This is a genomic window from Leptolyngbya sp. O-77, assembly GCF_001548395.1.
GTDB lineage: Bacteria > Cyanobacteriota > Cyanobacteriia > Elainellales > Elainellaceae > Thermoleptolyngbya.
Genome location: NZ_AP017367.1, coordinates 1228377 through 1242667, shown reverse-complemented (window position 1 = coordinate 1242667; position 14291 = coordinate 1228377). Strand labels below are relative to the sequence as shown.

General features: G+C 56.4%; 11 protein-coding genes. 6 read left to right on the top strand and 5 right to left on the bottom strand.

The window, feature by feature from the left end; translation table 11 throughout:
- Positions 1-6: 6 nt before the first annotated feature.
- The 4 genes from O77CONTIG1_RS05290 to O77CONTIG1_RS05275 all read right to left on the bottom strand — a co-directional run bounded on the left by O77CONTIG1_RS05290 (position 7) and on the right by O77CONTIG1_RS05275 (position 5189).
- Complete coding sequence (locus tag O77CONTIG1_RS05290) at positions 7-1509, bottom strand: YcjF family protein (RefSeq protein ID WP_068508674.1); 1503 nt, start codon at positions 1507-1509, stop codon at positions 7-9.
- Positions 1510-1967: 458 nt separating this feature from the next.
- A complete protein-coding gene (locus O77CONTIG1_RS05285; protein ID WP_068508672.1) occupies positions 1968-2255 on the bottom strand; it encodes an RNA recognition motif domain-containing protein in 288 nt (95 codons plus the stop codon).
- A gap of 526 nt (positions 2256-2781) precedes the next feature.
- Entirely contained in the window at positions 2782-3867 is a 1086-nt protein-coding gene (locus O77CONTIG1_RS05280; RefSeq protein WP_084782233.1) for a DUF1517 domain-containing protein, read from the bottom strand.
- A gap of 137 nt (positions 3868-4004) precedes the next feature.
- Positions 4005-5189 (bottom strand): aminotransferase class V-fold PLP-dependent enzyme, encoded by a 1185-nt coding sequence (locus tag O77CONTIG1_RS05275; RefSeq protein WP_172799638.1) that lies wholly within the window; start codon positions 5187-5189, stop codon positions 4005-4007.
- A gap of 1166 nt (positions 5190-6355) precedes the next feature.
- On the opposite strand from O77CONTIG1_RS05275, the gene O77CONTIG1_RS05270 reads away from it, so the two are divergent.
- From O77CONTIG1_RS05270 to O77CONTIG1_RS05250, 5 genes are all read left to right on the top strand, one after another.
- Positions 6356-7066, top strand: coding sequence for a DUF1995 family protein (locus O77CONTIG1_RS05270; protein ID WP_068508669.1), 711 nt, complete (start codon positions 6356-6358; stop codon positions 7064-7066).
- A 483-nt stretch (positions 7067-7549) separates the two neighbouring features.
- A complete protein-coding gene (locus tag O77CONTIG1_RS05265; protein WP_068508667.1) occupies positions 7550-8326 on the top strand; it encodes a metallophosphoesterase family protein in 777 nt (258 codons plus the stop codon).
- Between the two features lie 127 nt (positions 8327-8453).
- A complete protein-coding gene (locus O77CONTIG1_RS05260; protein WP_068508665.1) occupies positions 8454-10106 on the top strand; it encodes an ArnT family glycosyltransferase in 1653 nt (550 codons plus the stop codon).
- 160 nt (positions 10107-10266) lie between these two features.
- Positions 10267-10800, top strand: coding sequence for a cyclic nucleotide-binding domain-containing protein (locus tag O77CONTIG1_RS05255; protein WP_068508657.1), 534 nt, complete (start codon positions 10267-10269; stop codon positions 10798-10800).
- Positions 10801-10845: 45 nt separating this feature from the next.
- Complete coding sequence (locus O77CONTIG1_RS05250; protein WP_068508655.1) at positions 10846-11667, top strand: SirB1 family protein; 822 nt, start codon at positions 10846-10848, stop codon at positions 11665-11667.
- On the opposite strand, the gene O77CONTIG1_RS05245 is transcribed toward O77CONTIG1_RS05250, so the two are convergent.
- Positions 11664-12266 carry a cyclic nucleotide-binding domain-containing protein gene (locus O77CONTIG1_RS05245; RefSeq protein WP_286132553.1) on the bottom strand — a complete coding sequence of 201 codons (603 nt, stop codon included), beginning with the start codon at positions 12264-12266 and terminating at the stop codon, positions 11664-11666. The two genes, O77CONTIG1_RS05250 and O77CONTIG1_RS05245, sit on opposite strands and share 4 nt — an antisense overlap.
- Before the next feature lie 504 nt (positions 12267-12770).
- Between O77CONTIG1_RS05245 and O77CONTIG1_RS05240 the strand changes: the two genes are divergently transcribed.
- Positions 12771-14207 (top strand): TldD/PmbA family protein, encoded by a 1437-nt coding sequence (locus O77CONTIG1_RS05240; protein WP_068508650.1) that lies wholly within the window; start codon positions 12771-12773, stop codon positions 14205-14207.
- Positions 14208-14291: the final 84 nt, after the last annotated feature.

The following is a 14291-nucleotide window of genomic DNA, read 5'->3' as shown; positions in this document are numbered from 1 at the left end:
ATCGCCCTATTTGCTTTGCAGCGGCTCCACTACGCGGGCGATCGCCTCTTTGAGAAAGCCTTTCATGAATTCGTCGCGGCGGTTGAGCTGAAACTGTTCCTGCACGACTTCGCTAATGCCGCCGTCGCCCCAGTCCTGGTTGCGACGGAAGTATTCGATAAAGCTTTTGCCTGCGATGCGCGTTAGGTAGGCGGCGGTGGCTCCCTGGATGGCGCGGCCGATGACAAACGTTCCAGCATTGGTTTGCAGCGCCAGCGAAAAAATTTCCACTGCGCCCCGCACCACGCCCAGGCTAACGAGGGTTTTGGCGAGCGATCGCGCGAGTTCTTTACCCTGGTCGATGTTCATCTCGCAGCCGTAGACCCGACCCAGTTCCACCACCATTTGCGCGTTGACGGCGGCAGCAGCGAGCAAATCCACCATCGGCAGCGGCGTGATCGAAACGACTCCTGCGCCAATCCACTGGAAGCGTTCTACCACTTGTTCTGCCTGACGCAACCGCTGCTGGTCGAGAATCTGGCGGGCTTCGTCGCCCAACTGCTGAGATTGCAGCAGGATATTGTCGGCAATCAGGTCTTCACCCTCTTCGCGCAGCACAGACGACAGGCGACGCAGCAGTGGCAAAATAGCAGGCTGGGGCTGCACTCGTTCGCCGTTGGGCAGGGTAAACGGTTGCGGTCTGGCGCCACCGCTACGATATCGGCAGGCGACAGCACCGACTGGAGGGCGATCGCGCAACTGCTGCAAAATCGCCTGCAAATCTGCCTCGCTGTACAAATCTGCCTTATTCAACACCAGGATCGACCGCTTGCCCATGCTGGAGAGCGATCGCAGCGGGTCATATTCCGAACGGCGCAGGTCGCTATCAATCACAAACAGCAGCAGGTCGGCCTCGGCGGCTAGTTGTCGCGCCTGTTGCTCCCGCGCCGTGCCCGCGATGCCTGCTTCCAAAATGCCTGGGGTGTCGGTAATCCAAATTTCTCGATCGACCCCCCGCAGCAAAAATCGAGCCGTCTTTTCCTGGGTTGTGGTGCCCATTGCGGGCCCGACATCCCCCACGCCCAGCCCCAAAATTGCGTTGACCAGCGACGTTTTGCCCGCAGATCCCGTACCAAAGACCACCACCCGAAACTCGCCTCTCGCCATGTTTTGCGCGATTTCGCGAGAGCGGTCGATGAGCGCTTGACGAGTCACCTCATCCTGAATCTGCTCGACTTGTTGCTGCACGGCTTGCAGGTTTACTTCGGCAGCTTCGGTGCGGTCGAGGGGCACTTTGACGTGCGATCGCACCGTTTTTGCCGGCCGCAAGAATAGGTAAGCGTAATAGCCCAACGCTACCAACAGCCCCACCAGCAGCGCTACCACGCTCCCTACCACCAGGTTTGCCAACGCCGCCGACACTGCCGCAAGCTGAGTGTAAAGCTGCGTCAGCGAAGTGACCAGCCACAGCGCAAACCCCAGCCCTATCAACAGGGCAAGAATAATGAGCAACAAGCGCGATCGCGTCATGGCAGCCAGTGCAAGAGAGACAGCAGCGGAGAATTGAGCGAAGTGGCGAAAATTGCGCCCGGTAGACCATTCAGGGTGTCTTGATTTCAGGGTGTCTTGATTCTAGCCTCCGGGGGGGGGGCAGCGAGGAAAGGGCAAATGGCAAACGAGCAACGCCAAGGCGTGGGTTAAGCCCGGCAAAAAAATTGCTGTATGGCCAATGCCACACAGCAAGCTATACCTATGAAACACTCATGAAACCAAGCTCGAATCCAAACTGCCAACAGAGCCTTCACCGGACGGGGAATAGACTCTTAGCAAAGGTGTCTAGAGCCAGTGCAACAAACCAGGGTCTAGATCCTTCAAAGACTCAAGGCTACAGGCTCACGGAAACAGGCTATACCTATGAAAAAACTCCAGAAGCCCTGAAGTTGAAAACCCATCTAGTAGGTATAGAGAGAATTAAGAATTAGAAGAACCTACATTCCACCGTTGCGGGGTCGTCCGCCACCGCCACCGCCGCCTTCGCGAGGCTTGGCCTTGTTGACTCGAATCTCACGACCGAGCCACTCAGCACCGTCCAGATCGGCGATCGCTTTGTCTTCCTGCTCCTCGTCTTCCATTTCTACAAAGGCAAAACCTCTTTTTCTGCCAGTTTCGCGGTCGGTTGGCAAGCTAACGCGACTCACCTTCCCATACTCAGCAAACACTTCACGCAAATCTTCTTCGGTAGCCTGAAAAGACAGGTTTCCAACGTAAATAGTCACAATCCTCTCCAAACCTAATAACGCGGGGGGGCTCGTTCGATGGATAAACCTGCAACAGCAAATGCTGACACGCCTGAGTCTTCCATTAGTCGAACGCTACTTCGCTGTCATCATAGCTGATCTATTAGTAAATGGCAGTAGCATGTCAGCAAAACGTATATATCTTTTGCCGAAAATTCCAAAGCGATGCAACCGCACAATACTCTCTTGATTTTAGCTAGCTCTAGGGGTTGAGTCAGGATTGCTTTAGAGTCGCCAGAATCCTCTATAAGTGGGGCTTATACAGAGGTTTTCAAATTTCTGCTCTAATAGCTAGAGCGATGGCATTCTGTATTCTAGGCAACATTAAAAACTGTCAAACTTTTGGGAGTGCTTGATAGCTCGAGGCCGATTCTTTATCGGGTGATGTCATCTTAGAACCCGGCTTCAACCTCGTTTCCCAGTTTTTCCGCTTGGCTAACCTAGCTAGGCGTTTGGGTGGGCGATCGCCTTTCTGCCACTGTCTTGTTGGTGCCTTATCTCCCTTCTAAATCTGCATCAGATCGGGATAGCTAGCCACAAGTTCATCGCGGCTGAGACTAGAAGACTCGTCCTGTGGGGCCCATAGCAACTCGTAAATCAGCAGATAGCTGGGCGGCAGGCTGCCCAGGCGGCGCAGTGCAGCCGCTAGCGCCTCGGTTGAGCGAATTTCGCTAAACAGGGGGCGATCGTCTGCGGTGCCTACCAGCAGCGTCACCACGATATAGGCCGCTGGGTCGCTGTCGTTCGACTGGGCTGCGGGCTGCTGGCGCACGCGCCCGCCAATGTTCACCAGCGTTTCGGCGCTCAGTTTGCTGCGCTCAGCCAGCGAAAGTTGCTCAAACAGGCGTGACCCGGCTTCCCGGCTCTTGACTGTTTGCGACGTGGCGCGAACGTGCGTCCAATATTCGGGCGATCGCAGCAACGCCAGCACCGTTTCTCGCAGCAGATCTGACAAGCTCTCCTGATTGCCCCAGTTGGCCTGTTTCGCCAGCGCATTGAGGTCTCGCTGCAAGTCCCGTGCCCCTGCCAGTAGCCCGATTTGAATTTGGGACACGGTGACAATGTCGTTGTACAGTTCGCTGGTCGATCCCGCAGGCGCGGCCGTCGTGCTGCTGCCGCTCGCCCCTGACCGCACATAGTTCAACACCACAGGCAGCAGGGCAAATCCGACGATCGCCAGAATAAACACAAAGCCCAAGTCAAACCCGCCGCCGCCCACAGGCACGACCACCGTTGGCGATGGGCGATAGCCATAGTCGGGAATAGGCACGAACACGGGCCCCGGAATGGGCGTGGGATAGTAGCCCCCGCTAGAGGGCGATCGCGGCATGGGGCGAGGCGCAGACGGCGCAGGCGACGACCCAAACCCGCCACCCCGGGCCCGTCCACCTGCCACCGCTCCTTCCATGAGTGCTTCCGCTCTCAACCCTGACCCGCTCGATTCCACCTGACTCAGCGCAGGCGGATGGAGGACTTGACTGTGGGCATAGCGCGGATGGGGACGGCTAACGCTGTAGAGAAAGGCGACACTAACGACCAAAAGCAGGGCAATTGTCAATAATAGGGCACGCAGATTACGATTCTGCTGCATGGCAAATCTCCGGGAAATCGAGCAATTTCAAGGATCTGGGGCGCTGGAACTGGAGCATGGTTAGAATACCACGCCCTTAATCCTGGCTGGTGTGCCCCCGGACTGAACTACAGTATTTGTAATAGATCCCTTGGGAATTAGTGAGCCAGATTGGCGATCGCCCCTAGTAGCCGCTCAATTTCCGACTCTAGCGTGAAATAGTGAACGCAGGCGCGAATGCAATTTGGATACAATAGCGTTCGCAGGAGAAACCCCTCTTGCTCTAAGGTTTGAACGGCCCGATCATGGTGACCGTCTGCAAGCTGGAACGAAACCAGACCCGCTTCTGGTGGTGCAGTCCGCAAGCAGGAAACCTGCGGCAGTTGGGTCAGTCCCTCCCACAGAAACCGACTGAGCTGACAGATGCGACGATAGCGATCGGCAGCGCTACCCCAGCGGTGGTGAGTGGCGATCGCCTCGCACATCGCCCCATACAGCGGAACGTCGGAGGTCGCCACTTCAAACCGCCGCCCGTCCGGCTGCCAGCCTGTGGGGTTGCCCTGTGCGTCTTTTGTCACGCTGCGCCAGCCGATGAAGGTGGGGTGCAGGTCAGCGAGCGCATCGGGCGCAACGTATAGCCCGCCAATGCCCGCCGGGCCGCACAGCCACTTGTGCCCCGTAAAGGCGTAAAAATCAGCGGCGATTGCCCCCAGATCCAGCGGCAACACACCGACGGACTGCGCCGCATCCACCAGCACGCGCACCTGCCCGCGCCGCCCTGCATAGCCATGACACAGCGCTACAATCTCTGCCAACGGCAACACCTGACCCGTGTTCCACAAAATATGGCTAATCACAACCAGCCGCGTTTCGGGGTGGAGGTGTTGGGCGATCGCCTGCACCGGATCGCCATCATTGAGGGTGGACAGCAGCGGGCAAATCGACACTGCCAGGTCAAATCGGCGGGCCAGTTCCCGCACAATGCCCATCACGCCCGGATGCTCACAGTCCGACAGCACGATGTGGTCGCCCGCCTGCCAGTCCAGCCCCCATAGGGCAATGTTGCAGCCGACGGTCACATTTTCAGTCAGCGTGAGCGTGGTGGGGGAAATCTGGAGTTCAGCGGCGATCGCCCCCCGCACCTGCTGCATCTGCTGATGGGCCCAGCCATTGACCCTATTGGAAAAGGGCCCGTGGGCCTGCATATATTCATGCCCAGACGAAATTGCGGCGATCGCCCCCTGAGGCATCGGGCCCTGTCCGCCATAGTTGAAATAGGACTGGGTAGACAATGCCGGAAACTGCTGTCGGTGTTGTGCCAGGGACGAGTCCAGATTCAGCATTTCAGTGGTTTTGAGAGCCTTTTGAAAGTCTTTTGTATATCTTTTGTCAAAGACGAGGACTGGAAAAAACAAAGGCGTGAGAGTCACCCTCCCACGCCCAAGCGCATCTTCAAAACTATAATGACTTCACTAGTCATGCAACTATGCCTGCGATCGCCGTGTTCTAGCCATCGCGATCGGCTATCCAAAAATCTGCTTTTAGGGCAACCGATAATCTCTACAAGTTCTTAGCGATGCTTGAGAGGATTTTACACTCCAGGATGTGCTTTTAGGCTGACTGAAGGGACGCTTTTTCTTGGTGCGAAACCTGGAAAGAAAGAGTGCTAGAGCCTGTCCTAACCCTGGTTTCGATAGCGTTCTTCTGGCTGATATTGCCGACAAAAGCATCGCTCTAGATGCTGCACTCGATAAAAGCGTGAGAATCGATGAATGTCTAAGATAATAGGACTATTCCGGTCGAATACGCGCTGATTCAGGTAATGCCAAAGAACGGAGGAGAAGAAAGATCTGGAAGTCATAGGTCGGCAAACAGCTAAAAGAACTAGGGGTTTAGCAGACGAATGGAGAAACGTCAGGGAATCATGTCACCGAGGGAAAGTTCACCAGACTGAATGGGCAACCTGTTGTCAACGCTGGAACTGCGACGGTCTAGCGGTTCTAGGGCAGAAAACAATTGCCTATCTGGTGATTGAGCGTTTCATACTTTAAGCGTTCCCACATCACTGGAGGAATCTCCCACGTCACACAAATTCACAAGTGGGCGCTTGCTTTCGGGCGATCGCAGCAAAAATCAGCCTGGCTACTACAACTGCACGGTCTGCTAGAACTGGGTTAAAGCCCTCTTGCAAACCGATTGCGCTAAGTAGCCTTGGCGCATATATCCTCCACCACGTAAATCTTAAAGAAGCCTTAAGGCTCAATAAAACTGTCGCCAGACGGAGAATGCCTATCCCTTCAGTTACCTTTTCATCAGCTTGGGCGGGATTTCGGGACGAGACAGGGACAGATCTTGCAGCGTCCGCTTTTTACCATTTGCCATAGCTTTCGCTATACACTGGGGAGTCTGCAAATGATTTTGTGAATTTTCACAAATGTTCATTTTGTGGATTGGCTTTGGTCGGCTCTAATCGGCTTTGCGTTGTTCTGACTTGTTTCCACAGCAACCTATGACCCAGCTTCCAGATTCTCTAGATGAGGCGATCGCCCAAGCGGTGCGATCCACCGAAGCGGCGATCGCCGACGGGCTGACGCGCCTTCAGGTAGAGCTATTGTTTCCTGAATTGCCCATAATGCCTGTGGCGCAAGCGTTTGTGGCGGGTTTTGCAGAGCGGGGCAGCGGGCTACGGGTGTTTTTCCCCGATGCAGGGGCGGCTGCCCTGGCCCGGCGCGACTGGGGCGAGGTGCCCTACGCGGTTCGCGGCATTGAGGATGTCAAGACCGAAATTCAGCCGGAGGAAACGCTGATCCTTTTTATTCAGCCGTCTTCGGTAGAGGTGGGGAAGGTCGAGGCGCTGTGTCAGCAGGCGGGCGATCGCCCGGTGGTGTTCTTCAACCCCCGGCTAGAGGATGTAGCAACCATCGGCATTGGCTATGCTGGACGGCAACTCCGGGAGCGATTCCTAAACCAGTTCCAGCCCTGCTACTCGATTCGTCCGCTAGAGAACGCCGCCGTGTTTCGCGCGTATCCCGCACTGTGGCAGGTTTGGTTAGAGCAGGACGAGACCTATCAGCTGGTCGCTGAAGAGGCGCAGCGCCCCGCCGGAGAAGCGCTAGACACGATTCTGCTGCGGGCGATGGGGCAGGAACCCAGTTCCCCCGTCCCCAATCGGGGGTTGTTTGCTGAGTTGCAGCGGTTTTTGCGGGCCCTGAGTCAGTAGCGCCTCTGGAAATCACCGGGCAAGCTTTACGGGAACTTGTCAAAAAATTCACGGGCGATCGCGGCGAAAGATTAGCCTCTCTGGGCATAATGAAAGAAATACCCCCATTTTCCACCCATTTGGGATGCGCTGGGTATCGCTCTGATAGCGGCCTCACTCATCAGAGCGAGTCAGAAATTCCTTGCTCATCTCTGGTTCAGTTCTGGTTCAGTTTAAGTCTGTGAATTGCTGTGATAAGAAGGCTGGGCAGAGTGCTGATCTGCTGAGCAGGTTTTTGGCTCCGGAAGAAGATCGGTTGAGGCTGTATTTGTTCCTTATGGAGCGTTTTTAGAAGTTCTTGCTTTGCCTCGCTGACCAATTGGGTCGGATGAATGCTGAGCCGAGGAGTTTTTAGCGTTCGGCATAGCCATCAGTGTGTATCAGACGAATTTGAGCCTTGGTTTGAGCTTTGGGTGGTCTAGCCAATCGATAGGAAGGTTTGCGGTGGGCAATCGGCGCATTTTTATTGGAGACGTACACGGGCACTATGATGGCTTGATGCGCCTGCTAGAGGTGATCGCCCCGGGCGCAAGGGATCAGGTCTATTTTCTTGGAGATCTGATCGATCGAGGGCCCAAAAGCGCGCAGGTGGTTTCCTTTGTGCGGCAGCAGGGCTACGTTTCGCTGCTGGGAAACCACGAGCAAATGCTGCTAGAGGTCATGCCCCACGGCAAGCTCTCCTATCAGGCGCTACAGGTGTGGCTATTTAGCGGTGGTCAGACCACGATGCAGAGCTATGGCAAGTCTGACGACCTGCTGATGGAACATGTGACCTGGATGCGATCGCTCCCTACCCACCTCGACTTGGGCGACATCTGGCTGTCTCATGCGGGAATGCACCCCGCCCTGTCCGTCGCCGACCATACTGCCCAAGAATATTGCTGGGTGCGCGACGAATTTCATAGCATGACCCGCCCCTACTTTCCCGATAAGCTCATCATCACGGGCCACACGATTACCTTTACACTGCCCAGCGTGCCGCCAGGGGCGATCGCCCAAGGGCGGGGCTGGCTCGACATCGATACTGGAGCCTATCATCCCCGCAGCGGCTGGCTCACTGGGCTAGACTATACCCACCAGCGGGTTTATCAGGTCAACGCGCAAACTCAGGAAGCGCGAGTGCTGCCCCTGGCCGAAGCATCGGTGCAAATTGACCCAGCCCGTGTGATGGCTCGCCGCCGCCAGCCGATGCCTCTGGAGGCGCTAACGAAGCCTGTATAGCGCCGCAGCGTAGCCCGGCCTTGGTAACCCGGAGCAAGCCGTATTTTGCAAACCCCGCCTGTCCAGAATTTCCAATCTGGCAGAATCTCGGTGTCCGAGGGTGTGCCAATGTTGCGATAATGCTGGCATGTCTATTCTGAGCTACTCCGGTGCCAAAGCCAGTGCCTATCCCATCCGGCAAGATTGGGCCTGGATAACCGCGCTGCTCATCGTGGCGCTGTTGCTGATGACGGTCAACTTGGGTGGCGTGCCGCTGCGCGACTGGGACGAAGGCACCGTCGCCCAAGTGGCGCGGGAGATTTGGCGATCGCCCCCGGAAGCGCGGGCCTGGCTGTTTCCGACTTTGGGTGGCGAACCCTACCTGAATAAGCCGCCGCTGATGCACTGCCTGATGGCGATCGCCTATCGCATCGGCGGGGTTAATGAGTGGACTTCGCGGCTGCCGGGGGCGATCCTGACCGCGCTCTCGGTGCCGCTGCTATACGCCATTGGGCGCGAACTGTTTCCTGGTCGCTTTCCCTCGCTGCTGTCGGCGCTGGTCTATCTTACCTGGCTGCCTGTTGTTCGCAACGGTCGGCTGGCAATGCTGGATGGGGCCGTGCTGTGCTGGCTGTTGCTGCTGGTGTGGTGTGGGCTGCGATCGCGCCGAGACACACGCTTCGCCCTGGGAATTGGCCTTAGCTTGGGGCTGATTTGCCTGACCAAGGGACTGCTGCTGGGGCTGCTGCTGGGGAGCATTTTGCTCGTTTTCTTGATTTGGGATACGCCGCGTCTGTTGCAGCAGCCCTATCTGTGGGCGGGGATTGCTCTGGGCAGCGCTCCGGTCGCCTTCTGGTATGCAGCTCAGTGGGGGCACTATGGCAGGGAGTTTCTGGGGCGAAACCTGGTGCAGCAGTCCGCCAGCCGCATCTGGAAGCCCGTCGAGCAAAACGACGGCCCGCCCTGGTATTACCTCCTAGAAATTGTGAAGTATGGCGTGCCGTGGGTGGTGTTTCTGCCAGCGGGGATTCGCTTAGCGCAGAATAATCTGATTTTTGGTTGGGCAAAGCTGGCGCTGGTGTGGAGCGGTCTCTATTTTGCCGCCATTTCCCTCATGTCTACTAAGCTACCGTGGTACGTGCTGCCGCTGTATCCGGCGCTGGCGCTGCTGGTGGGGGGCAAACTGGCTGATCTGTGGCGGGAGGGGCGGCAGGTGGGCGTGCGGCAAATGCCGGGAGAGGGCTATGCGCCGCTCTGGTGGTGGGTGTTGGGCGGGCTGGGGCTGTTGGGCTGGGGCGGGGCGGTGTATCTGGGATGGATTCAGCAGCCACGCGAGGTGGATGTGGGGATTGTGATGGCGACGCTGGCGGCGGCGCTCACGGTGGCGGCGGTGCTGGTCAGGCGGCAAAACCCGCAGTTTATCGGTGTGTTGATTTGGGGGATGTATCTATCGCTGCTGTTGCTGATGCTGACCCCCCACTGGCTGTGGGAGTTGGCAGAGGCGTTTCCGGTTCAGCCTGTGGCGGCGCTGGTGCGATCGCACACCCCGGCCGGAGAAACGGTCTATAGCTCCTATGGCGATCGCCGCCCGTCTTTGGAGTTTTACAGCGATCGCCGGGTTCTGCCGGCCAATGCCGAGCGACTGCAAAAGCTATGGACGAACGAACCGCAGGTTTATCTCTTGTTGGATGAGGCGGCGCTGAAATCTTTGAAATTGCCTCAGAAAAGAGTTTTGGGACAAGCAGAGGGATTTACGCTGGTGCAGCGGGTGCGCCCGCCCGTGCAAACTCCGCCGCTGTGACATTCAGAATTACACTAGGAAACTCTCCAAAGAAAATTCCCAAAAAAATTCCAAAAAATCGCTATGCTGAGGGAATATGGCTTAAAAACGGGTTTATTCGTTTGTTCAACAGGCTAATTTTTAACAGTATTTTACAGTATTTTAATAGAAACTGAAGGGTATGAAAAAGGCGTTATATCTGCTGGCGGCGATTAGCGATCGCGATTTTGAGTGGCTGTTGCAGGCAGGCAAGCGACAGGGCGTGCCTAAAAGTTCAGTGCTAATTTCTGAAGGACAGCCAATCGATGCGCTGTATGTGGTGCTGAGCGGGCGATTTGTGGTGTCGGTGGCTTCGCCAGAGGGCGATCGCCCCATTGCTGTGCTGTCCTCTGGCGAGGTGTTAGGGGAAATTTCCTTTATCGACTCGCGCCCGCCCACGGCGACGGTGAGGGCGGTGGAGAATTCGGTGGTCTGGTCCATTCCCCGGATGCAGTTGACAGCAAAGCTGTCGCAGGATGTTGCCTTTTCGTCAAACTTCTATCGGGCGCTGGCAGCCTTTTTGAGCGATCGCCTGCGAACGACCGTCAGCCGTCTGGGCTACGGCGGCGACTCGCCCAACGTGCCCGATGACGAATCGCCGGACCACCACAACCCCCAGGTGTTCGATAACCTGGATCTGGCAAAAGCCCGCCTAGAGTGGCTAGTGACGCATTAGCTCAGTGACGCATTAGCCCAAATATGACCTTCCCGGCGTTGCCCTATGGATTTCCCGCCAGCACGACAGCGGTTCTATCAGGAGATTCACCAGCCCGATGAAGCCATCGACTTGGCGCGGGCTGCGCTGTATATCGCGCAGGAAGAATATCCCCTGCTCGACCCGGAAGAGTATCTCAACGCGCTGGACGTGATGGCAACAGAAGTTGAAGAGCGCTTGCCACCCGAACGCTATCCGCTGCGGATTGTTCAAACGCTGAACCGCTATCTCTATCAAGATCTGGGCTTTGCGGGCAATGCCGCCCAATATTACGACCCGCGCAACAGCTACCTGAATGACGTGATCGAGCGGCGACGGGGCATTCCGATTACGCTGTCGCTGGTGTATCTGGAAGTTGCAAAACGAATTGGCTTTCCGATAGCGGGTGTGGGGATGCCCGGCCACTTCCTGATTCGCCCGACCGTGGCCGATATGGATATATTGATCGACCCATTTCATCAGGGTGCGGTGATGTTTGCTGAGGACTGTCAGGAGCGGCTGAGCCAGGTGTATGGGCGGCCTGTGGAACTGCGCCCAGAGTTTTTGCAGCCAGTCAGCAATCGTCAGTTTTTGGCGCGGATGCTGACCAATCTGAAGATGATTTATTTGAACCAGGAAGATTTGCCGCGATCGCTCTCAATGGTCGAGCGCATCCTGATGCTGTTTCCCGATGCGCCCCAAGAACAGCGCGATCGCGGCATTTTGTATTATCACCTGGGTCGCTGGCCGGAGGCATCGCTGGATCTAGAAGCCTATCTTGACCAAGTTCCCACCGCTAGAGATGCCGAGTTGATTCGTAATCTGATGGCGCAAATAAGCGGCTCTTAGGCCGGCCCCGCTGACTGAACCTGAAGCTGATTGAGCAGGCGCTCGAACCGCAGTTGGGCGATCGCCGCCCCTTCTTCATGGGAAATATGACCATTGGCGGTAGGTTTTGCGCCCTCGTCGCCCAGCTGCTTCACCGTGCCCCGCAGTCGCTGCGACAGCAAAATCGCCAGCGCTCGATAAAAGCGGCAGCCAAAGCCTTCATCTTGCTGGAGCTTGTCGGCAAGCTGGGCGCGAGGAATCGCCAGCACCGTAGAATCTTCAAGCGTTTGCACCGTTGCCGAAGGCGGACGAGCATCGATAAACGACATTTCTCCTACCACCTCGCCACTCGATAGGCGCGCGATCTGTCGGCCGTCCAGCGCCGAAATCGACACCACTAGCGTCCCATCCAACAAGATATAGAGCGTGTCTACCGGATGCCCCTCGGAAATCAGGACGCTGCCCGCGGGCACCGGCTGCTTGCGACCGACCTGCACGAGCCAGTCAATATCGCGATCGCTCAACTCACCCAGAATACACAGAACCTTTTGCATGGGCTGCTTCCTTGATAATCTCCAATCCCAAATCGCAGTTTCTGACACAAAAGCTACCAGAGCCACCGCTCCAGCCACCAGTAGAAGCACCCAAACCAAAAACTCAGTATCGGACTTTGAACAGCCATGTGCAGTTAAACGAAACCGCCTTAATCTGCCGACTTGACAGCTTAAATCCGCTGCCCTGACTCAACTCTCCTGACTCGATTCGGTTATCAAGATAATCTTGTAGTGTCACTTTGTTAAGTACTTCTATCATTTTATACCGAGTCTGCGGAGTGAAATCCGTAGAAGTCGTTAAGGTTCTTCGCAAGCACTTGACTAATTGGGGCATGTCAGGGCGCTGACTCCTCCTGAAGCTTGCCTGAAGCTTGCTTGCTGCGCTGAACTCAAGGGTCGGCTAACAGACCTTCAGCTAAAAAATTCAGCTACCATGCATTCAGACACTTTTCCAATGCTCCAGTTGCTCTGAATGCTTGGCTGGGCAGTGGAGCGACTTGGCACGGAGCAAGCCTTCTGCAAACTTGACCGCATCAATCCTCGCATCAATCCTGAAACCCTGACATTCCTATGATTTCTGACCTGCAACATCTGCTCTCTACCCTAGATTTGGACGCAGACTGGATTGGCCTCCGGGCAGTCAGGGAAACCGCTGCCAGTTGCTATATCCGCGATGGACTGCCAGAGGGCAATGCCAAGTCGCTGAATCAGGGCGTGATGGTGGAGGTGATGGCGCAGGGGCAGATTGGCTATGGAGCAGTCAATTCCTTTCAGCCGGAACAGATCCGCGCTGCAGCTAAAACTGCCTATCAGCAGGCGATCGCCGCCAGCCGCTGGAGCATTTATCCCGCTACGCCCGCTATTCGCCCCAAAGTGGTTGGGCAATATGCGTCGCCGTTCCAAAAGCCACTAAATGCCCTCTCGCCAGCAGAAATCAATGATCTCCTCGTGCGCCTTTGCAAGACGCTGAAAGTCTCGGAGCAAATTGTGCAGACGCTTGCCGCCGCTCATCATGAGACCGTGGATTCTTGGTTTGTCAGTAGCAACGGATCAGAAGTCTATCAGCAGTTTTCGCTAATAGAAACACACTATGGGGCGATCGCCCAGGACGGGCCCATTGTGCAACAGCGCAGCAACAATGGCCACTTGGCGCACTGTTATCAAGGAGGATGGGAGCTATTTCTAGATGACCAGCTTTGGAGCCGCGCCCAGCAGATTGGCCAGCAAACGGTCGAACTGCTGACGGCCGAAGAATGCCCCACCACCCGCACCACCCTCGTCCTCGCTCCCGACCAGATGATGCTGCAAATTCACGAAAGCGTTGGTCATCCGCTAGAGCTAGACCGCATTCTGGGGGATGAGCGCAACTACGCGGGCGGCAGCTTCGTGAAGCCGTCGGACTTTGGCCGCCTCTCCTATGGCTCTCGGTTGATGAACATCACCTTCAACCCCACCGTCTCCCATGAATTTGCCAGCTACCGATTTGACGACACAGGGGCACCCGCCAGTCGGGAATATCTGATTCGCGAGGGCGTGTTGCAGCGGGGGCTGGGTAGCCTGGAAAGTCAGGCGCGACTGGGGGTTCCGGGGGTGTCTTGTGCCCGCGCCTCGTCCTGGAACCGCCCACCCATCGACCGCATGGCGAATTTGAACCTGGAGCCAGGAGAAGAGTCGCCCGCCGCCATCATTGCTGACATTGAAGAGGGCGTGTATATGGAGGCAAACCGCTCCTGGTCCATCGACGATCAGCGCTACAAGTTTCAGTTTGGCTGCGAATATGCCAAGCGCATTGAAAACGGCAAGCTGACCAAAACGCTGCGAAATCCTAACTATCGCGGCACAACGCTTGACTTCTGGCATCGGCTGAGCCGCATTGGCAATTCAGAAACCTGGGAAATCTACGGCACGCCCTACTGCGGCAAAGGAGAACCCAACCAGGCAATTCGCGTAGGGCATGGCTCTCCACTGTGTGCCTTTAAGGAAGTTGAAGTGTTTGGCGGCGGCTGAGGTGATTCTAAATCCTTCTCCCAAGAACCCGCCGGGTGGCTTGTAGAAGTTGGGGTAGTACCATTAGGTAAAGGATGGGAAAAA